The following is a 20,477-nucleotide window of genomic DNA, read 5'->3' on the forward strand; positions in this document are numbered from 1 at the left end:
GGCGTCGGCGTCTCAGGGGGAAAGCCGGTGGATCGGACGACCTCGAACGGCCTCGGACCATTTAGACATGACAAGCAAGGGTCGCCCCAGCACGGCTTGTGGGTGCTCGACCACACCAGGAGGAACTGTGAGCAGCGACCGGGACGGCATCCGCGGGGGCTGGGCTACACCCGGCGATGACCAACCCGACGCGGAGTCCTCCGTCGAGACGACCGGCGAGTTCACCATCGACTACGCGCCGCCCGCCTGGTACACGCAGAACGCGTCCGACGACAGCGGCCAGGGGGAGGATGAGAGCGAGGGAGCCGGGTCGTCGTCCTCCGGTTCGTCCACTCCGCCGGCCGCCTCCGGTTCGCCCGCTTCTTCCGCCCCTTCCGGTCCGGCCGCTCCGCCTGCTCCTCGGGGGCCCGTGCCGCCGCTGCCGGGGTTGACTCCGCCGCCGCACGCCACACCCCACGGGGCTTCCTCCGTTCCCGCGCCCGCTCCGGGGGCTCCCTTCACGCCTCCGCCTCCGGCGCCCGCCCCGGGTGCCGCGTTCACGCCGCCCCCGCCGCCGGGACCGGGTGCGCCGTTCACTCCGCCCGCGCCGCCGAGCGGGGGGCCGGCCGGGGTGCCCAAGTTGCCGGTGGGAAGCGGGTTTGAGCCGTCGCCGCCGCTGTCTCCGTCTCCGTCGCAGCAGTCGGCGCCGCCGGAGCCCGAACCCGAGCCGGAACCGCGGGTGCAGACACCGGAGCCCGAGCCGGAGCCCGAGGCCGACCCGGCACCCGCCGCGGACCTCGCCTCGCCCACGGCTCTGCCGACGTTCCCTGTCGGTGGGTTCCACCTCCAGGCTCCCGCTCCGTCGGCCGCCGAGGAACCCGAGGCAGACCCCGAGCCCGACAGCAAGCCCGAACCCGACAGCAAGCCCGACATCGCCGATTTCGACAACGGCGACCTGGAGAGCGGCGCGACCATGCGCTTCTCCGCCGTCGCCCTCAAGCGGGAGATCGCCGAGCGCGCCGCCGCGGAGGACACCGCCGAGGAGTCCCCGGCGGCCGGTGAGACGCCGGAAGAGGACCACCCGAGCGCGGACGTCACCGAGGACGAGGCCGACGTCGACTCCGACGCTGACTCCGACTCTGAGGAAGTCTCTGAGGAAGTCTCTGGGGACGTCTCCGACGCGGGGCCGGTTCGGGACGCCGAGTCGGCGCCGGCCGCCCTGACCGCCGTACCCGACCCCGACCCCGAGGACGAGGACGAGCCCCAGGACAGCGTCCCGGCCGAGGACGAGCCCGAGGACGCCGTGCCCGCCGACGCCGCGCCGCCGGCCGACAGCGTGCCGCAGGACGCGCCGCCGCCTCCGGCGCCGGACGGAATGCCGCCGCTGCCCCCGTCGTACCCGCCGGCCGCGCCCGCGCCCGCCCACCAGTGGCCTGCACAGCCGCAGCCCGCCCCCGCGCCTCCCGAGCAGCCGGGCGTACCGGCCCCGCAGCCGCCCTTCCAGCCGCAGGCTCCGCAGCCGGCGCCCGCGGCGTGGAACCCGGCGCCCCCGACCCCGCAGCCCGGTTACGGCTTCCCGCAGCCCGGTGCGCAGGCTCCCCAGCCCCAGCCGCCCGCCCCCGGCCAGCCCGGCGGATACGGCTTCCCGCAGGCGCCGCACGGGCCGTCGGCGCAGCAGCCGTACCCCGGAGTTCCGCCGCAGGGGCAGCCGCCGCAGGCCGACGATCAGGCTCCGCCCGCCCAGCCCGGCCCGCCGGTTCAGCCGGTCCAGGCCCTCCACGTACCGCAGCAGGCAGCGCCCCAGGCGCCTCAGGCGCCTCAGCCGGTGCAGCAGCCCGCACCCCCGGCGCAGCAGCCGGGACAGCCGTACCCGCCGCAGCCGCAGGCACCGCAGCAGCCGCACCCGTACCCGCAGCCGCCCGCCGACCCCCGGCTCGGTGCCGCCTGGCCGCAGCCCATGCAGCACGACCAGCGGCAGCCCACCAATCCGGGGGCCGCGCCGCTCGGTTACACGGCTGCCGTGGAACTGTCCTCCGACCGGCTGCTCAACAACAAGCGGCAGAAGGCGAAGAGCAGCCGTCCGGCGGCCGGCGGTTCCCGGTTCAAGCTGGGCGGGAAGAAGGAAGAGGCCGAGCGGCAGCGGAAGTTGGACCTCATCCGCACCCCGGTGCTGTCCTGCTACCGCATCGCGGTGATCAGCCTCAAGGGCGGCGTCGGCAAGACGACCACCACGACCGCGCTCGGCTCCACGCTGGCCACCGAGCGGCAGGACAAGATCCTCGCGATCGACGCCAACCCGGACGCCGGTACGCTCGGCCGCCGGGTGCGCCGGGAGACCGGGGCCACCATCCGGGACCTCGTCCAGGCCATCCCGTACCTCAACTCGTACATGGACATCAGGCGGTTCACCTCTCAGGCCTCCTCCGGCCTGGAGATCATCGCCAACGACGTCGACCCGGCGGTGTCCACGACCTTCAACGACGAGGACTACCGGCGCGCGATCGACGTGCTCGGCCAGCAGTACCCGATCATCCTCACCGACTCGGGCACCGGCCTCCTCTACAGCGCCATGCGCGGCGTGCTCGACCTCGCCGACCAGCTCATCATCATCTCGACGCCGTCCGTGGACGGCGCGAGCAGTGCCAGTACGACGCTGGACTGGCTCTCCGCACACGGGTACGCCGACCTCGTCTCCCGGTCGCTCACGGTCATCTCCGGGGTCCGCGAGACCGGCAAGATGATCAAGGTCGACGACATCGTCGGGCACTTCCAGACCCGGTGCCGGGGTGTCGTCGTGGTCCCCTTCGACGAGCACCTGGCCGCCGGCGCCGAGGTCGACCTCGACATGATGCGGCCGAAGGTGCGGGAGGCGTACTTCAACCTCGCGGCGCTGGTCGCCGAGGACTTCGTCCGCCACCAGCAGGCGCACGGCCTGTGGACGTCCGACGGCAACCCGCCGCCGGTCGCCGCCCCGCCCCTGCCGGGCCAGCAGATGCCCGGACAGCAGATGCCGCCGCAGCAGCAGCCCGGACAGCCGATGCCGGGGCAGCCGTACCCGCCGCAGCCCGGGCCCGGACAGCCGCAGCCGCAGCCGCATCCCCAGCCCGGTTACGGTCAGCCCTACCCCCAGCCCGGGTACGGATATCCGCAACCGGGACAGCAGGGACAGCAGGGACAGCAGGGGCAGACTCCCCCTCCTCCCCCGCCCCAGCAGTAGCTCCACCCACCCCCGAAGGCCCGCGCCGTCCCCGACGGCGCGGGCCTTCGGGCGTGTGCGAACAGCAACGTCCGCCCCAACCGCCACGCTCTCACCAGGCAAGCGCCAGTGGTCTGCGCCAATGAGGGTGACGTATCGGTCAACTCGCCGTTTCCGCAGGCCACATGGGGTTTGACATACCGTTGACGCGCGCAGACTGCCGCTGGTAGACACACACTTCATTCCGCGTTCACCACCGTTCAAGCCCGCCTCACGCGAGGACGCCCGGCGTCTGCGCGTGCGATGACGCGAGGTCAGGTAGTCATGAACACACACGATCAGCACGGCAGCGGCCGTACCGCCCACCGGCCGTGGAGAACCCGCATCCTCGCGGCGGCAGGCGCCGGCGCGCTGCTCCTCGCGTCGGGGGCGATCGCCCCCTCGGCCGCGGCGAAGGACGGTGACGGGGGCGACGGCGGCGACAAGGTGCTCACCGTCGCCGTGGCGCAGAGCGTCGACTCGCTCAGCCCGTTCCTGGCGGTACGGCTGCTCAGCACGAGCATCCACCGGCTGACGTACGAGTACCTGACCAACTACGACGCCAAGGACAACCACGTCATACCCGGGCTCGCCACCGAGTGGAAGTCCTCGCCGGACAAGCTGACCTGGACGTACACGATCCGCTCCGACTCCACGTGGTCGGACGGCGAGCGGGCCACCGCCGAGGACGCGGCGTGGACGTTCAACACGATGATGACCGACCCGGGCGCCGCCACCGCCAACGGCAGCTTCGTCGGCAACTTCGCGAAGGTCACCGCGCCCAGCCCGACCCAGCTGGTGATCCGGCTGAAGAAGCCGCAGGCCACGATGACCGCGCTGGACGTGCCGATCGTGCCCAAGCACGTCTGGGAGAAGGTCGACGACTTCTCGAAGTTCAACAACGACAAGGACTTCCCGGTCGTCGGCAACGGTCCGTTCGTGCTCACCGACTACAAGCCGGACAGCTATGTGCGGCTGAAGGCCAACAAGGACTTCTGGCGCGGCGCCCCGAAGTTCGACGAGCTGGTCTTCCGGTACTACAAGGACCAGGATGCCGCCGTCGCCGCCCTGCGCAAGGGCGAGGTGTCCTTCGTCGCCGGGTCGCCCTCGCTGACCCCGGCCCAGGCCGACTCGCTCAAGGGCCAGGAGGACATCCGGGTCAACGACGCCCCCGGCCGCCGCTTCTACGCCCTCGCCACCAACCCGGGCGCGCGGGCGAAGGACGGGACGAAGTTCGGCGACGGCGACCCCTCGCTGCTGGACCAGCGGGTGCGCAACGCGCTGTTCATGGCGGTGGACCGCAAGGCGATCGTCGACAAGGTGTTCCAGGGCCACGCGGTCGAGGGGGCGGGCTACATCCCGCCGCGCTTCTCCTCGTACTTCTTCGAGCCGTCGGCCGGGCAGGAGCTGGCCTACGATCCCGAGAAGGCGGCGCGGTTGCTCAACCAGGCGGGCTACCGCACGAACGCCGACGGCAAGCGCGTCGGCAAGGACGGCAAGCCGCTGGACTACCGCATCCTGTGCCACGCCACCGACCCGAACGACAAGGCGGTCGGCAAGTACCTCCAGGAGTGGTGGGGCGAGCTGGGCATCTCGGTCACCCTCGACTGCCTGGACAACGTGACCGACCCGTGGCTGGCCGGCAAGTACGACCTCGCCTTCGACGGCTGGTCCGTCAACCCCGACCCGGACTTCGTGCTCTCCATCCACACCTGCGCGGCGCTCCCGGCGACGCCGAAGGACACCGGGGCCACCGACAACTTCATCTGCGACAAGAAGTACGACGAGCTGTACGCGCGGCAGTTGGCCGAGTACGACCCCGGCAAGCGGGCTCAGCTCGTCAAGCAGCTCCAGTCCCGGCTGTACGACACCGGGTACATGAACGTCATGGCCTACCCGAACGCGGTCGAGGCCTACCGCACGGACCAGATCGAGTCGATCACCACGATGCCGTCCGCCGCGGGCAACATCTACGGGCAGGACGGCTACTGGAGCTGGTGGTCGGCCGTGCCCGCCGACTCCGGTGACTCCTCCGGGGGTTCGTCGTCGACCGGCACCGTGATCGGGATCGCCGCGGGCGTCGTCGTCCTCGTCGGGCTCGGGGTGCTCTTCGCCCTCCGCCGCCGGGCGTCGGCCGACGACCGTGAGTAGCGCGACCGGCTCCGCGAGCGTCTCCGCGCTCGGCAAGCGGCCGACGGAGGCGCCGCGGGGGCGCACCCGCAGCGCGTATCCGCGGTACGTGGCGGGGAAGCTGGCGGGCGCGGTGGTCTCCCTGTTCGCCGTCCTCGTCACGAGCTTCTTCCTCTTCCGGCTGATCCCCGGCGATCCGGTGAAGTTCATGACCGGCGGCCGCCCGGTCTCGGCCGAGCAGCTCGCGGTGTACAAGGAGGAGTTCGGGCTCGACCTGCCGATGTGGGAGCAGTTCACGGACTACTGCCTCAAGGCGCTGACCGGGGACCTGGGCACGTCGTACCAGTTCCACGCGCCCGTCGTGGACAAGATCACCGAGGCGCTGCCGAACACCCTGCTGCTCACCGGTACGGCCTTCGTGCTCTACACCGCGCTGGGTGCCTTCCTCGGCACCCGCTCGGCGTGGCGGCACGGGGGCCTCGGCGACCGGCTCAACACCGGTCTGGCGCTGACGCTGTACTCCATCCCGTCCTTCTGGCTGGGGCTGCTGCTCATCATCGTGCTGTCGGTGGGTGTGGACCCGATCCCGGGGATGTTCCCGACCGGGGGCATGGAGTCGGGCCGCGAGGAGGGCTTCGCCCATGTGCTCGACGTGGCGCACCATCTCGTGCTGCCGGTGGTGACGCTGGTCGCGGTGGAGTACGGGCAGACGCTGCTGGTCACCCGGTCGGCGCTGCTGGACGAGATGGGCGGCGACTATCTGACGACCGCCCGCGCCAAGGGGCTCAGGGACGACCTCGTGCGGCGCCGGCACGCCGTGCCCAACGCGCTGCTGCCGACGGTGACGCTGGTCTTCGTCAATCTGGGGCGGACCGTGGCGGGGGTCATCCTGGTCGAGACGGTCTTCTCCTGGCCGGGGCTGGGCGGGCTGTTCTACCAGGCGCTCAGCGTGCCCGATCTGCCGCTGGTGCAGGGGCTGTTCTTCGTCTTCGCCGCCGCGGTGATCCTGATGAACACCCTGGCCGACCTGTTGTATCCGATGCTCGATCCGAGGGTGGGCCGATGACCGCCGAGACCACCGAGCCTCCTGTGAAACCGGGCGGACCCGGTCCGCGCGCGCTCGCCCGGCGGCGGCGCCGTGCCTCCGTCGCCCGCTTCTGGAGGGAGTACCGCAAGCACCGTGCGGGGGTGTTCGGGCTGGCGGCGCTGGTGCTGTTCGTGCTCGTGGCGCTGACCGCGCCGCTGACCGTCGGGTCGGACGTGGACAGCGTGACCGACGCGCCCGGGCAGCCGCTGGAGAGCCCGAGCGGGCAATTCCCGCTGGGCACCGACCAGTTCGGGCGGAGCCTGCTGGGCCTGCTGATCTGGGGCTCGCGCGTCTCGCTCCTGGTCGGGCTGCTCGCCGCGGCGCTGTCGGTGCTCATCGGCGCGCTCATCGGGATCACGGCCGGGCACTTCCGCGGCTGGTACGCCACGGTGATGATGCGGATCACGGACTGGTTCCTGGTGATGCCGACGCTGGTGCTGGCGATCGTGCTGGCGACGGTGCTGTCCCGGTCGCTCGGCACGATCGTGCTCGCGATCGGCGTGACCACCTGGCCCACCACGGCGCGGCTGGTGCGGGCGCAGACGCTGGCGGTGGAGTCGCGGCCGTACATCGAACGCGCGAAGGCGCTCGGGGGCGGGCACTGGCACATCATGTCCCGGCACGTGCTGCCCAACGTGATGCCGCTGATCCTGGCGCAGACGACGCTGATCATCTCCTCCGCGATCCTGGCCGAGGCGACGCTGGCCTTCCTCGGGCTCGGGGACCCGGCGGTCGTGTCCTGGGGCGGGCTGTTGCAGGACGCGCGGGAGGCGGGTTCGGTGAGTTCCGGTGACTGGTGGTACCTGGTGCCGCCGGGCGTCGGGATCGCGGCCGTGGCGCTGGCGTTCACGCTGTGCGGGCGTGCGGTGGAGGCCGTTCTCAATCCCAGGCTGGGGGTGTCCCGTTGAGTCTGCTCGAGGTGCGGGACCTGAAGGTGACGTATCCCGGCGGTGCGGCCGCCGTGCGCGGGGTCGACCTGACCCTGGAGGCGGGCGAGAAGCTCGGTGTGGCGGGCGAGTCCGGCTGCGGCAAGTCCACCCTGGCCCTGGCGCTGCTGCGGCTGCTGCCGCCCGGTGCCCGGGTCGGCGGGGAGGTGCTGCTGGACGGCGAGGACGTGCTCACGATGAATTGGGGCCGGGTACGGGCGGTCCGCTGGGCCGGCGCGTCGATCGTCTTCCAGGGCGCGATGCACTCCCTGAACGCCGTCCACCGCATCGGTGACCAGATCGCCGAGCCGATCGTGCTGCACCGCCGGGCCACCCCGGCCGGGGCGCGCAAGCGGGCCGGGGAACTGCTGGAGCAGGTCGGTCTGCCTGCGGCCCGGGCGAACGCCTACCCGCACGAGCTGTCCGGCGGGCAGCGGCAGCGGGTGATGATCGCGATGGCGCTGGCGTGCGACCCCCGGCTGATCGTCGCCGACGAGCCGACCACGGCGCTCGACGTGATGATCCAGGCGCAGATCCTGCGGCTGATCGAGGGCCTGGTGGGTGAGCAGGACGTCGGCCTGATCATGATCAGCCACGATCTCGCGGTGCTGGCCGACACCTGCGACCGGCTCGCGGTGATGTACGCGGGCCAGGTGGTCGAGGAGGGGCCGGCCCGGGAGGTCTACGAGGACGCCCGGCATCCCTACGGCCGGGCGCTGTCGGAGGCGTTCCCCACGATCGGGGACCCGGCCTCACGGTTCGCGCCGCGCGGGCTGCCGGGCGACCCGCCCGACCCGGCGGCGGTGCCGTCCGGGTGCGCGTTCCATCCCCGCTGCCCGGTCGCACTGGACCGCTGTGCCACCCAGGACCAGACCCTGCGGGAGGCGGGCACGCGACGCCTCGCGGCATGCGTGCACGTGGGCCCGGACGGCACGGGAACAGCGGGCGGGGGCGCCGCGGAGCAGGACGACGGAGTGAGGAGCAGTGCGCCATGACCAGCACCGCGTCCAGCGGCACACCCACCGGCACCCCCGGTGAGACCCCTGATGACACGCCTCCGCTGCTGAGTGTCCAGGGGCTGCACGTCACGTTTCCCGGCAGGCGCGGGGCGGCCGCCGCGCGGGCCGTGGACGGGGTCGACCTCGACATCCGGCGGGGTGAGATCGTCGCGCTGGTCGGCGAGTCGGGCTGCGGCAAGACGACCCTGGCCCGTTCGCTGCTCGGCCTGGTGCGGCCGACCGGCGGGCACGTCACCTTCGACGGCGCGCCCCTCACGTGCTCCGGCCGGGCCCTCAAGGCGTACCGCAGGCGGGCCCAGCTCGTCCTCCAGGACCCGAGCGGTTCGCTGAACCCGCGGCACACGGTGTACGACATCGTCGCCGAGGGTCTGCGCATCCACGGCCACGCCGGGGACGAGCGGACGGCGGTCGCCGAGGCGCTGGCGCGGGCCGGGCTGCGCCCGCCGGAGCGGTTCTTCCTGCGCTACCCGCACGAGCTGTCCGGGGGCCAGCGCCAGCGGGTCGTCATCGCGGGCGCGCTGGTCCTGCGACCCGAGCTGCTCGTCGCCGACGAACCGGTGGCCTCCCTCGACGCGTCGGTGCGCGGCGAGATCCTCGCGCTGCTGCTGCGGCTGCGTACCGAGCTGGGCCTGTCCGCGCTGGTGGTGACCCACGATCTCGGGCTGGCCTGGAACATCGCCGACCGGGTCGCGGTGATGTACCTGGGCCGGATCGTCGAGACCGGCCCGGTGGAGCAGGTGCTGACGGCACCCCGGCACCCCTACACCCAGGCCCTGCTGTCCGTGCTGCCGGAGGCCCCCGGCACGCCGGTCGTGCTCACCGGGGAGCCTCCGGACCCGTCGTACATCCCCGGCGGCTGCCGCTTCCACGTGCGCTGCCCGGTCCTGGCGGGCGGCGAGGCCGAACGGGCCGGTGTCGCGGACGCCTGCCGGAGCCGGGGGCTGGAGATCCTGCGCGGCGGCGCCGAATCCCAGGTCGCCTGCCACTGGGCGCGGGCGAAGCAGCCCGCGGCGGGACCGCCGGGCTGACGGCTGACGGCTGACGGCTGACGGGGCAAGGGGGCCATGGGTCGGCTACGGGCGACGGCCCCGGCGCGGGCGCGTGCCCGCCCGGGCTGCCGTCATGGACCGCGTCGGGGCCCCGTCCTCGTCGGCCGTCAGGCCCAGGGCGGGAGGTCGTCGGCTGTCAGACCCGGCGTGGCCTCGATCGTCAGCCCCGGATGCGCCCTCGACCGCTGGAACGGGGCAAGGGAACCGTGGGACGTCTACGGGCGACTGCCCCGGGCCGGGCGCGTGCGCCGCCCGAGCTGCCGTCATGGACTGTGTCAGGGCCCCGTCCTCGTCGGCCGTCAGGCCCAGGGCGGGAGGTCGTCGGCTGTCCGGTGCGGCGTGGCCTCGATCGTCAACCTCGGATTCGACCTCGACCGCCGGACCGTAAGCGTCCCCGGCCTCAAGCCCCGAGGGCGTTCCCGCGTCAGGCCCCGGGGGCGTCCGTCGCGGTGATCTCGCGGCATCGGTCCACGTCCTCGGCCATCTGCTCCAGGAGCGCGTCCAGCGTCTCGAACTTCGCCTGCCCGCGGACGAAGGCCACGAAGTCCACGGCGACGTGCAGGCCGTACAGCTCCAGGCCCACCCGATCGATGGCGTACGCCTCGACCGTGCGCTCGGTGCCCTCGAACTGCGGGTTGGTGCCGACGGAGATCGCGGCCGGCATCGCCTCGCCCTGGGCGTGCAGCCAGCCGGCGTAGACGCCGTCGGCCGGGATCGCGGTGTGCGGGAGGGTCTCGACGTTGGCCGTGGGGAAGCCCATCTCTCGGCCGCGCTGGGCGCCCCGCACGACCACGCCCTCGACGCGGTGTGGGCGGCCCAGGATCTCCGCGGCGCCGGACACGTCGCCCTCGGCGACCAGGCGGCGGGTCAGGGTGGAGGAGAACGGCTCGCCGCCGCCCGCCTCGCCGGTGACGTACAGGTCGACGACCTCGACCTCGAAGCCGTAGACCTTGCCCTGCTCGGTGAGGAAGTCCACGTTCCCGGCGGCCTTGTGGCCGAAGCGGAAGTTGGGGCCCTCGACGACCGCCTTGGCGCGCAGCCGGTCGACCAGGACCTTGACCACGAAGTCGGCCGCGGAGAGCTTCGAGAACTCCTTGGTGAAGGGGAGGATCAGCACCGCGTCCACGCCCAGGTCCGCCATCAGTTCGGCCCGGCGGTGGTGCGGGGCGAGCAGCGGCGGGTGGCTGCCGGGGCGGACAACCTCGCTGGGGTGCGGGTCGAAGGTGACGACGACGGCCGGAACGCCCAGCTCACGGGCGCGGTCCACGGCGTGCCGGATGATCAGCTGGTGCCCGCGGTGAACGCCGTCGTAGGAGCCGATGGTGACGACGCTGCGTCCCCAGTCCTCGGGGATGTCCTCCAAGCCACGCCAGCGTTGCACTGTGTCCGCTCCTCGGTGCTTCCGTGGTTTCCATGGTTCCGTGGTGACCCTTACGCAGGTCTAAGGGTGCCATGCCGCCCGGCTCCGGCCCGCATCGGCATCGGCATCGCCTCCGCACCGGCGCTGTGACCGGAGGCCGGGGTCAGGCGGGGACGCGGGCGCCCGCCAGGTGCTCGATCGTGCGGCGGGTGCTGGGGCCCACCAGCGCGGCCCAGTCCTGGGGCGCGTCGCTGAGCCAGCCGGTCAGTCGGCGGGCGAAGCCCGGGAGGTGGCGGGCCAGGTCGACGAGGCCGCGGTCGAAGCGGGTGGCGCCCTCGGGGGTGCGGACGAGGAGCAGCCCGGTGCGCTGGACGAGGGCGCGCAGCTCCGCGCCGTCGCACCGGGCGGCCGCGTGCAGCAGCGCGTCCAGGACGGCGGGTTCGTGTTCGCGGGCGAACAGGCGCTCGCGCAGTTCGCGGCGGAGCGGGGCGCCGGCCGTCGCCCCGTCGGCGGCGAGAACTCCGGCGAGCGCGGCCCGCGCCGGCTCGGGACCGTCGTCCAGGAGCCGGGTGACCAGGGGCAGCAGCACGGCGCGCGGTGCGGGGTCCCGGTCGAGGCGCCAGTCGACGTACGCGGCCAGGTGCCCAGCGGTCTCGGGGCGCTCGGCGACCGCCTGCCCGAGGAGGGCGGCCACCCGGTCGGCCAGCGCGGGCGGGGTGGCGTCGGCGAGCCCGCGCAGCGCCTCACCGGCGTCCGGGCCGAGCAGGCGGGCCCGGAACGCTTCGAGCACGGGCCCGGGATGGGTCGGCAGGGCGGCGGCCACCGCGCTCGGCGGGAGGTGCGGGTCACCGGCGGTGAAATGGTCGAGGGCCCTGGGGAGGTGTCGGTCGCGGCAGTCGGGGTCCTGGACGAGCAGGGCGAGGGCGCCGCCGCGCAGCGGGCTGTCGGAGGGTCCGGCGAGCAGGACCAGGGCGGCGTGCCGGAGCAGGGTGCGGTCGGCGCCGGTACGTGCGTGCGGGGCGGTCCGCAGGCCGTGGGTGACCGCCGCGGTCTGCCGCGCGGGGCGCTCGTCGCGCGCCCACCGCTCCACCGCGCGGCAGAGCGCCGACGGCTCCTCCTCGGCCAGGACGGCGAGCAGTTCGTCCGCGCGTCGGTGCGCGCTGTCGACGAGTACCTCGGTGAGGCCGTCCAGGCCGCGGTGGCGGTGGGTGTGCAGCAGGGCCTGCGCGGCCGTCGCCACGGTGGCGTGCGGGGTGGCGGGCAGCGGTCGTTCGTCCTCGAACCAGCGGACGAGGAGCGGTTGTACGGCCACGGGGTCGGCGACGAGCAGCCCGGCCACGGTGTCGAGGTGGCGGGGGCCGGGCTGGTGCGGCGGTCCGTCGGCGAGAACGAGGTGGCGCAGCAGGTCCAGGCGGGTGGTCTCCGGCACCCGCAGGGCCGTCCAGAATCCGGGCCCGAACACCCGGGGCGCCGGACGCCCTTCGCCGCCCCGCTCCGCGATGCCGTCGGCGAGCAGCCGCAGCACCTCCGTGTACGGCGTCGCGTCGGGCACCCGGGTCAGCACCTCGGCGAGCAGCCGGGCAGCCCACCAGGAGTGCGGGTCGCGGTCCAGGGCGTGCACCAGCTCTTCGAGGGTCAGGGCGAGTTGGGGCACGCCGTGCTGACGGGCGAGGAGCAGGACCGCCTCGACGACGGAACCGACGCGGTGGTGCGGGACGGGGAGGGTGGGGGTGCCGTGCGGGGTGGCGCGACGGTGGACGAGGGCGCGCAGGGCCTCCGCCAGGTCGAGGTGGGTGCCCTGGATCCAGTCGGCCAGCTCCTCGTGCGCGAAGCGGTAGCCGCTGCCCGCGGGTGCGAAGAGGCCCTCGGCGAGCACGGCCGGTGCCCAGCCGGTGCCGCCGCCCAGCCGGGCCGGGGCCGGTCCCCATGGGAACAGCGCCTCGAAGGACTCCCGGTCCAGTCCGCCCTGTCCGGGCCCGAGGCTGCGCCGGGCCGCCTCGTGGACCTGCCCGGAGACCTTCGCCGCGAGTCGGCGCACGGCGGTGCCGTGCAGTCCGTTCTCCCCGGCCAGGCGGGTGGCGACGCGCAGGCACATCAGGTCCAGGTAGGCGGCGAAGACCTCGTCCCGGGTGACGGGTACGGGGTCCGGTGTGCCGGGGAGGGCGGCGCGGACCTCCGAGAGCAGGCGGAGGGTGAGGGGGTGACGGGCGTCCGGGTCCGCCAGGGCGCCTTCCGGTACGCCGTGACGTGCGCGGGCCGTGCGCGCCTCCTCGTCGCTCAGATCACCCAGGCGAACACAGGGCGGCAGCCCGACGACCCCGCTCCCCCGGAAGCCCGCGGCCACCGGCCCGGGTGACACCGGTCCAGGTGACACCGGTCCAGGTGACACCGGTCCGGGTGACGCCGGTCCGGGTGACGCCGGTCCGGGTGACGCCGGTCCGGGTCCGGCGGCGTCCGTCCCGCCGGAGGGTCCTGCGGCGGCCCACCCCGGTCGCGGTCCCACGGTGCCGTCGGTGCGACGCGGCCACGGCTCCGCGCCGGACGCCCGGGGTGCCGGCGCTCCTTCGGCAGCCCCCGACCGCGGCTCCCGCAGGCTCCCCCGGGTGCCCGCGGACACCGGCTCGGGTCCGGCGGCGTCCATCCCGCCGGAGGGTCCTGCGGCGGCCCACCCCGGTCGCGGACCCACAGTGCCGTCGGTACCACGCGGCCACGGCGCCACGCCGGACGCCCGGGGCGCCGGCGCTCCTTCGGCAGCCCCCGACCGCGGCTCCCGCAGGCCGGTCCCGGACCAGTGCACGCCACCGGCCGCACTCGGTTTCGCTCCCGGCCCCGGCAAGGCGAGCGCCGCGCCGGACGGCGGCGCCCCACCCGCCGCCCGCACCGCACCGCCCGGTCCGGGCCACGGTGCCGGTGCGGCGGCCGCCCCCGCGGACGCCCGCACCACAGCCGCCCCCGCACCCGCCGAAGCGGGCAACGGCACTCCCGCCCCCGGCCCGTACAGAAGCTCGCCCGGGAATTCCGCCCCCGCGTGCTCCCAGTACTCCGCGCGGCAGGCCACCACGAGGCGGGTGTCCGTCTCCCGCAGCCAGGTGGCCGTGCCCTCGGTCCACTCGGGGAGGCGGTGCGCCAGGACGGGCGGCATCTCCTCGGGGCCGTCGAGGAGGACCAGGAGGGGCCGTCCGGCGGCGCGGGCCAGGTGGGCGAGGCGCTCCGGGGCGATGTCACCGAGGTCGCCGAGGTCACCGGGGCCGGGACGGCCCGAGGCGGCGACGATGCGGGCGGCCCGGGTCAGCGTCCGGCGAGCCGCGTCCGCCAGCGACATGTCGTCGTCGTGGAGATCGGCTCCGCGCAGCCAGAGCGTGGGCGCCGCGTCCGGACCCCTGGAACGACGGGCGGCGAGGGCGGCCAGCTCGGTCGTCCGGCCGCTGCCCGGCGCCCCGACCAGGCCGAGCACCCGGGCGCGGCCGGCGGTGAAGGCGGCGAACTCCCGCGTCACCGCCGCCCGTTCGACCGGTTCCCCCGCGCCGGTTCCGCCGCCCGGCGCGGCAGTGGGCCCCCCGTCCGTGACCGACGTCGCGGTGAGGGCGAGCACCCCGGCCAGGTTGAGATCGGCACCGTATGCCGGGACCGTCGCCGCGTTCTCGGCGAGGAGCCCGGCGAGCGGGCCCGCGGTGGCGCTGCGCAGCGGCACGGCGAAGCCGACGTCGCTGTGCCCGGAGCTGAGGGCGGTGCCGAGGACGCCGAGGACGGCGCCGGTCGCCACGTCGAGCACGGGACCGCCGGCCGCGCCGCCGCCCAGCCGCAGGGCGTCCCGCCCACAGGTGCCGACGGCCAGTTCGAGGGCGTCACCGAGGAGGTGGAAGCGGTCGGTGGCCGTGTAGGTGACGTCGGTGGTGCCCAGGACCCGGGCCTCGCGCCAGCCGCCGGCGGCGATCCGGACGTACGTCCCGGCCTCGACGCGGTCCCGCGCGGTGAGGGGCAGCGGGTCGACGCCGAGCCCCTCGGTGCGCACCAGGGCGAGGCCGAGCTCGGGCAGTGGGGTCACGTCGGCGGCGGCCACGACGCGCCGTCGGTCCCCGGCGGTGCTCAGGACCAGCCGGGTCAGGCCGTCGACCGCTTCGTGGCTGGTGAGCACCGTGCCGTGGTGGTCGGCGACGAATCCCGTGCCGCGGGGGCGGCCGGCGAGGTCGTGGAAGCGGATCAGGGCGGCGTCGGACGCGCACGCGGCCGGATCGGACGCGGACCCCGCCGGATCTGCCTCGTGGAGGGTCGGAGGCCCGACTCGTGCTGCCAGGGAGCCGTCCCCGGGCCGCTCCCCCGCCCTGCCGCCCGTTGCCTCCCGGGACCGGTTCCGCGACGCCATCGTCGAGCCTCCCCGCCGTACACCCGTGCCGTGGGTTCGACGGTAGGCGCGAGATGATCAGCGGGACAGATCCCCTGGCGAACGCGCCCCCTTCCACTCCCCCGGTTCACTCCGAGCGCCCGCCCGGACGGGTGAACAGAAGGGGTGGGTTGGATACACCCTAGGGGTGGGGGGAACCGAGGGGGGACCGTGGAGCGGCGACAGTGGCAGTCCCCGTGATCGCCGCTCCACGGGCGGACCTGACGGTGTGTGGGCTCAGCCGAAGACGGCCAGGCTCTTCGCCTTGCCCTTGTGCTCCTCCACGAGGGCGAGGAGCCGCCCCTGGGGATCGAAGACGGCGACGGCACCGGCGCCCGTGTACACCTCGGGCATCTCCAGCCGTACGCCGTTGGTGAGGAGCCGGGCCCGCTTCGCGTCCACGTCCCAGCGGGGGAAGGCGGCACCGGCCGCTTCCGCGACGGGCATGACGGTGAGCTCCTGCTGGAGCTGGTCCAGGGTCCGGGCGCCGTCCAGCTTGTACGGCCCGACGCGGGTGCGCCGCAGTGCCGTGAGGTGACCGCCGACGCCGAGACCGGCGCCCAGGTCGCGGGCCAGGGCCCGGATGTAGGTCCCGGAGGAGCAGGTCACCGAGACCACCAGGTCGAGCACCGGGGTGCCGTCGTCGGCGACGGCGTCCCGGACGTCGTACACCGCGAAGGAGGAGACGGTGACGGGGCGGGCGGGGATCTCGAAGTCCTCGCCCTCGCGCGCCCGCTTGTAGGAGCGCACACCCTTGATCTTGATGGCGCTGACCTTGGACGGCACCTGCATGATGGCGCCGCTCAGCTCGGCGATGCCGGCGTCGATCGCCTCCCGGGTGACCTTCGAGGCGTCCCGCGACCCCGTGATCTCGCCCTCGGCGTCGTCGGTGAGCGTCGTCTGCCCGAGCCTGATGGTGCCCAGGTACTCCTTCTCGGTGAGGGCGAGGTGCCCGAGGAGCTTGGTCGCCCGCTCCACACCGAGGACCAGGACGCCCGTCGCCATCGGGTCGAGCGTGCCGGCGTGCCCGACGCGCCGGGTGCGGGCGATGCCCCGCATCTTGGCGACGACGTCGTGCGAAGTGAAGCCCGACGGCTTGTCGACGATGACAAGGCCGTCGGGCGTGGTGTGCTTGTCGGTCATTTAGCGGTGTCGTCCGTCTCGTCGGCCTCGGTCTCGTCCTCGTCCGGCTTGCGGTACGGGTCCGCCCCGCCCGCGTACTCGGCGCCCGCGGACGCCTCGCGCACCTTCTCGTCGGACTGCCGCGCCTTGTCGAGGAGGTCCTCGATGTTGCGGGCGGTGTCCGGCAGGGCGTCCATGACGAAGGTCAGGGTCGGCGTGAACTTCACGCCCGCCGCCTTGCCGACCTCGGAGCGCAGGATGCCCTTGGCGCTCTCCAGGCCCGCCGAGGCGGCCTTGCGCTCCTCGTCGTCCCCGTAGACCGTGTAGAAGACGGTCGCCTCCCGCAGGTCACCGGTGACCCGGGTGTCCGTGATGGTGACGTGCGAGCCGAGCCGCGGGTCCTTGATCCCGCGCTGGAGCTTCTGGGCCACCACCTCTCGGATGAGGTCCGCCAGCCTTTTCGCCCGCGCGTTGTCGGCCACTGGTCCGTCTCCCGTTCTTTCTTCTCTTGCCTGATCTGGTCTTCTGCCCGATCTGGTCAGTCGTCGTCGCCGTGGAAGCGCCGCCTGACGGACAGCAGTTCCACCTCGGGGCGGCCGGCCACCAGCCGTTCGCACCGGTCGAGCACGTCGCTGAGGTGACCCGCGTCGCCGGACACCATGGCCAGGCCGACGACCGCCCGGCGGTGGAGGTTCATGTGCTCCACCTCCGCCGCGCTCACCGCGTACTTCCGTTGCAGCTCGGCGACGATCGGGCGGATGACGGAGCGCTTCTCCTTCAGCGAATGTACGTCGCCGAGGAGGAGGTCGAAGGACAGCGTCCCCACATACATGTGCAGCCGGTTCACCCGCCGGTCCGGGATCGATGGCCCCGCCGCGAACGGGCGGGATCACCAGAACCGTACAACGAACGGCCGGGGCCGATCGACGGATATTGTGCTCCGCCGACCGGCCCCGGACCGGTCACTCCCGGAAGTCGCGGTACTTACACCCGCGGCTTCTCGCGCATCTCGTACGTCGCGATGACGTCGTCGACCTTGATGTCGTTGAAGTTTCCGAGGTTGATACCGCCCTCGAAGCCTTCGCGGATCTCGGTGACGTCGTCCTTGAAGCGACGCAGACCCTCGATGTTGAGGTTCTCCGCGATGACCTTGCCATCGCGCAGGAGGCGCGCCTTGGTGTTGCGCTTGACCTCGCCGGAGCGGATGAGAACACCCGCGATGTTGCCCAGCTTGGAGGAGCGGAAGACCTCGCGGATCTCCGCCGTGCCCAGCTCGACCTCTTCGTACTCCGGCTTGAGCATGCCCTTGAGGGCCGCCTCGATCTCCTCGATCGCCTGGTAGATGACCGAGTAGTACCGGACGTCCACACCCTCGCGCTCGGCCATCTGCGCGGCACGCCCGGCGGCGCGCACGTTGAAGCCGATCACGATGGCGTCGGAGCCCATCGCCAGGTCGATGTCGGACTCCGTGACCGCACCGACGCCGCGGTGCAGGACGCGGATGTCGACCTCTTCGCCGACGTCCAGCTGGAGCAGGGAGGATTCCAGCGCCTCGACCGATCCGGACGCGTCGCCCTTGATGATCAGGTTGAGCTGCTGGACCTCGCCGGCCTTCAGCACCTTGTCCAGGTCCTCCAGGGACACGCGGCGCGTGCGCTTGGCGAACGCGGCGTTGCGCTCGCGGGCGGCGCGCTTCTCCGCGATCTGGCGGGCCGTACGGTCCTCCTCGACCACGATGAAGTTGTCACCGGCGCCCGGGACGTTGGTCAGACCCAGCACCTGGACCGGCGTGGACGGACCCGCCTCGGCGACGTTGTTACCGTTGTCGTCGAGCATGGCGCGGACGCGGCCGTAGGCGTCGCCCACCACCATCGTGTCGCCGACCCGCAGGGTGCCTCGCTGCACGAGGACCGTCGCCACGGCACCGCGGCCGCGGTCGAGACGGGACTCGATCGAGATGCCCTGCGCGTCCTGGACCGGGTTGGCCCGCAGGTCGAGCGAGGCGTCCGCGGTGAGGACCACGGCCTCCAGCAGGGAGTCGATGTGCAGACCCTGCTTGGCGGAGATGTCGACGAACATGGTGTCGCCGCCGTACTCCTCGGCCACCAGGCCGTACTCGGTCAGCTGACCGCGCACCTTGGTCGGGTCGGCACCCTCGACGTCGATCTTGTTGACCGCGACGACGATCGGGACGTCGGCCGCCTTGGCGTGGTTGAGCGCCTCGACCGTCTGCGGCATGACGCCGTCGTTGGCCGCGACGACCAGGATCGCGATGTCGGTCGACCGGGCACCACGGGCACGCATGGCGGTGAACGCCTCGTGACCCGGGGTGTCGATGAAGGTGATCTTGCGCTCTTCGTCGTTGACCTCGGTCGCGACCTGGTAGGCACCGATGTGCTGGGTGATGCCGCCGGCCTCGCCCGCGATGACGTTCGTCTTGCGGATGGCGTCGAGCAGTCGGGTCTTTCCGTGGTCGACGTGACCCATGACGGTCACCACCGGCGGACGGACGACCAGGTCCTCCTCGGAGCCCTCGTCCTCGCCGAACTCCAGGTCGAAGGACTCGAGCAGCTCGCGGTCCTCCTCCTCCGGGCTGACGATCTGAACCGTGTAGTTCATCTCGTCGGCGAGGAGCTGGAGCGTCTCGTCGGAGACGGACTGCGTGGCGGTGACCATCTCGCCGAGGTTCATCATGACCGCGACGAGCGACGCCGGGTTGGCGTTGATCTTCTCCGCGAAGTCGGTGAGCGACGCGCCGCGGGAGAGGCGGATGGCCTCGCCGTTGCCGCGCGGCAGCATCACGCCGCCGACGCTCGGGGCCTGCATGGCCTCGTACTCCTGGCGCCTCTGCCGCTTCGACTTGCGACCGCGACGCGCGGGACCGCCGGGGCGACCGAAGGCGCCCTGCGTGCCACCACGGCCACCGGGACCACCGGGACGACCGCCGAAGCCGGGACGGCCACCGCCGCCGCCGAAGCCGCCGCCACCGCCGGGACGACCGGCGAAACCGCCGCCGCCACCCGGACGGCCGCCGCCGCCACCGCCGCCGGGACGGCCGGCGAAGCCGCCGCCACCGGGACGACCGGCGCCGCCGCCGGGACGACCGGCACCGCCGGGACCGCGACCGCCGCCACCGGGGCCGGGACGCGGGCCGGCCGCGGGACGCTGCGGCATCATGCCGGGGTTCGGACGCGGGCCGCCGCCGGGACGGGGACCGGCGCCGCCGCCCTGCGGACGCGGCATCGAGCCCGGGCTCGGACGGTTGCCGCCCGGAGCCTGGGGACGGGGACCGCCGCCCTGGCCGCCGGGACCCTGCGGACGGGGACCGGCGCCGGGGGCACCGGGACCGCCCGGACGGGGGCCGCCCTGCGGACGGGGCGCCTGCGGGCGCGCCATTCCGGCGTTGCCGCCGGAGGTGAAGGGGTTGTTGCCCGGACGCGGACCGCCGGGGCGGCCGCCGGGACGCTGTGCCGGGGCACCGGGACGCTGGCCGCCGGGACGGCCCTGGCCGCCCTGCTGACCGCGGTCCTGACCCGGACCGGACGGACGGGCACCACCGGGCTTGGGGGCACCGGGACGCGCACCGCCGGGCTTCGGACCGGACGCAGCCGGGGCCGGAGTGGACGGAGCGGCCGGGGCCGCCGGCGGAGCGGTGAACTCCGGCGCGGCCGGGGCCGGACGCGGCGCGGGCTTGGGGCCCGGCGTCGGGCGCGGACCCTGGGACGGAGCCGGCGCGGGGGCCGACGGAGCCGCGGGCTGCTCGGCAGCCGCGGGCTTGGGTGCGGCCGGCGGCCGCGGGGCAGCCGGACGGTCCCCCGCTGCCGGAACGGCACGGGAGGGGCCGCCGGACTGCGCCGGGGACGGCGCGGACGGCCTGGGGGCGGCCTTCTTCGGGGCCGCGGGGCGGCCGGTGGACCGGCCGTTGCCGCCACCCTGCTGGAAGGCGTCTGTCAGTTTGCGTACGACGGGCGCTTCGATCGTCGAAGACGCCGAACGGACGAATTCACCGAGTTCCTGGAGCTTGGCCATGACGACCTTGCTCTCGACACCGAACTCCTTGGCGAGTTCGTAGACCCGGACCTTAGCCACTTCGCTCCTCTGAGGTCCGGGTTGCGTCCGGACCGTCGCTAGTTCATGGGCGTACTCATCGCGTACTCATCGAGTGCTCATCGCAATCTCGACCTGCTTT

General features: G+C 73.7%; 12 protein-coding genes. 6 read left to right on the top strand and 6 right to left on the bottom strand.

Features of this window, described 5'->3' with window-relative positions; all coding sequences use genetic code 11:
• Positions 1-127: 127 nt before the first annotated feature.
• From ACIRGB_RS29360 to ACIRGB_RS29385, 6 genes are all read left to right on the top strand, one after another.
• Positions 128-3,196 (top strand): SCO5717 family growth-regulating ATPase, encoded by a 3,069-nt coding sequence (locus ACIRGB_RS29360; protein WP_403871440.1) that lies wholly within the window; start codon positions 128-130, stop codon positions 3,194-3,196.
• Positions 3,197-3,499: 303 nt separating this feature from the next.
• The gene (locus tag ACIRGB_RS29365; protein WP_403871443.1) at positions 3,500-5,365 is read left to right on the top strand and encodes an ABC transporter substrate-binding protein; all 1,866 of its coding nucleotides are present in this window, start codon (positions 3,500-3,502) and stop codon (positions 5,363-5,365) included.
• Entirely contained in the window at positions 5,358-6,410 is a 1,053-nt protein-coding gene (locus ACIRGB_RS29370) for an ABC transporter permease (RefSeq protein ID WP_403871446.1), read from the top strand. Before ACIRGB_RS29365 ends, ACIRGB_RS29370 begins: the two co-directional genes overlap by 8 nt.
• Positions 6,407-7,339 carry an ABC transporter permease gene (locus tag ACIRGB_RS29375; RefSeq protein ID WP_403871449.1) on the top strand — a complete coding sequence of 311 codons (933 nt, stop codon included), beginning with the start codon at positions 6,407-6,409 and terminating at the stop codon, positions 7,337-7,339. The genes ACIRGB_RS29370 and ACIRGB_RS29375 overlap by 4 nt, the downstream gene beginning before the upstream one ends.
• Positions 7,336-8,352, top strand: coding sequence for an ABC transporter ATP-binding protein (locus ACIRGB_RS29380; RefSeq protein ID WP_403871452.1), 1,017 nt, complete (start codon positions 7,336-7,338; stop codon positions 8,350-8,352). The genes ACIRGB_RS29375 and ACIRGB_RS29380 overlap by 4 nt, the downstream gene beginning before the upstream one ends.
• Complete coding sequence (locus ACIRGB_RS29385) at positions 8,349-9,404, top strand: ABC transporter ATP-binding protein (protein ID WP_403871455.1); 1,056 nt, start codon at positions 8,349-8,351, stop codon at positions 9,402-9,404. The genes ACIRGB_RS29380 and ACIRGB_RS29385 overlap by 4 nt, the downstream gene beginning before the upstream one ends.
• A 445-nt stretch (positions 9,405-9,849) precedes the next feature.
• On the opposite strand, the gene ACIRGB_RS29390 is transcribed toward ACIRGB_RS29385, so the two are convergent.
• The 6 genes from ACIRGB_RS29390 to infB form a co-directional block, all read right to left on the bottom strand.
• On the bottom strand, positions 9,850-10,806 hold the full coding sequence (locus ACIRGB_RS29390; protein ID WP_403871458.1) for a bifunctional riboflavin kinase/FAD synthetase: 957 nt from the start codon (positions 10,804-10,806) through the stop codon (positions 9,850-9,852).
• 142 nt (positions 10,807-10,948) lie between these two features.
• Positions 10,949-15,148 carry a trypsin-like peptidase domain-containing protein gene (locus ACIRGB_RS29395; RefSeq protein ID WP_403871461.1) on the bottom strand — a complete coding sequence of 1,400 codons (4,200 nt, stop codon included), beginning with the start codon at positions 15,146-15,148 and terminating at the stop codon, positions 10,949-10,951.
• A 255-nt stretch (positions 15,149-15,403) separates the two neighbouring features.
• On the bottom strand, positions 15,404-16,309 hold the full coding sequence (truB, locus tag ACIRGB_RS29400) for a tRNA pseudouridine(55) synthase TruB (RefSeq protein ID WP_403871464.1): 906 nt from the start codon (positions 16,307-16,309) through the stop codon (positions 15,404-15,406).
• Positions 16,306-16,770, bottom strand: a complete 465-nt coding sequence (rbfA, locus tag ACIRGB_RS29405) for a 30S ribosome-binding factor RbfA (RefSeq protein WP_403871467.1) — start codon at positions 16,768-16,770, stop codon at positions 16,306-16,308. The genes truB and rbfA overlap by 4 nt, the downstream gene beginning before the upstream one ends.
• A 56-nt stretch (positions 16,771-16,826) precedes the next feature.
• The gene (locus tag ACIRGB_RS29410; RefSeq protein WP_104636674.1) at positions 16,827-17,120 is read right to left on the bottom strand and encodes a DUF503 domain-containing protein; all 294 of its coding nucleotides are present in this window, start codon (positions 17,118-17,120) and stop codon (positions 16,827-16,829) included.
• Between the two features lie 152 nt (positions 17,121-17,272).
• Positions 17,273-20,377, bottom strand: a complete 3,105-nt coding sequence (infB, locus tag ACIRGB_RS29415) for a translation initiation factor IF-2 (protein ID WP_403871470.1) — start codon at positions 20,375-20,377, stop codon at positions 17,273-17,275.
• Positions 20,378-20,477: the final 100 nt, after the last annotated feature.

This window comes from Streptomyces sp. NPDC102490 (genome assembly GCF_044765285.1).
Taxonomy (GTDB): Bacteria; Actinomycetota; Actinomycetes; order Streptomycetales; family Streptomycetaceae; genus Streptomyces.

What these genes read in the sequence shown, in the direction of transcription:
- ACIRGB_RS29365 (WP_403871443.1), top strand. Translation starts at nt 3,500, where the DNA reads ATGAACACACACGATCAGCACGGCAGCGGCCGTACCGCCCACCGGCCG.
- ACIRGB_RS29375 (WP_403871449.1), top strand. Translation starts at nt 6,407, where the DNA reads ATGACCGCCGAGACCACCGAGCCTCCTGTGAAACCGGGCGGACCCGGT.
- ACIRGB_RS29385 (WP_403871455.1), top strand. Translation starts at nt 8,349, where the DNA reads ATGACCAGCACCGCGTCCAGCGGCACACCCACCGGCACCCCCGGTGAG.
- ACIRGB_RS29395 (WP_403871461.1), bottom strand. Translation starts at nt 15,148, where the DNA reads ATGGCGTCGCGGAACCGGTCCCGGGAGGCAACGGGCGGCAGGGCGGGG.
- truB (WP_403871464.1), bottom strand. Translation starts at nt 16,309, where the DNA reads ATGACCGACAAGCACACCACGCCCGACGGCCTTGTCATCGTCGACAAG.
- ACIRGB_RS29410 (WP_104636674.1), bottom strand. Translation starts at nt 17,120, where the DNA reads ATGTATGTGGGGACGCTGTCCTTCGACCTCCTCCTCGGCGACGTACAT.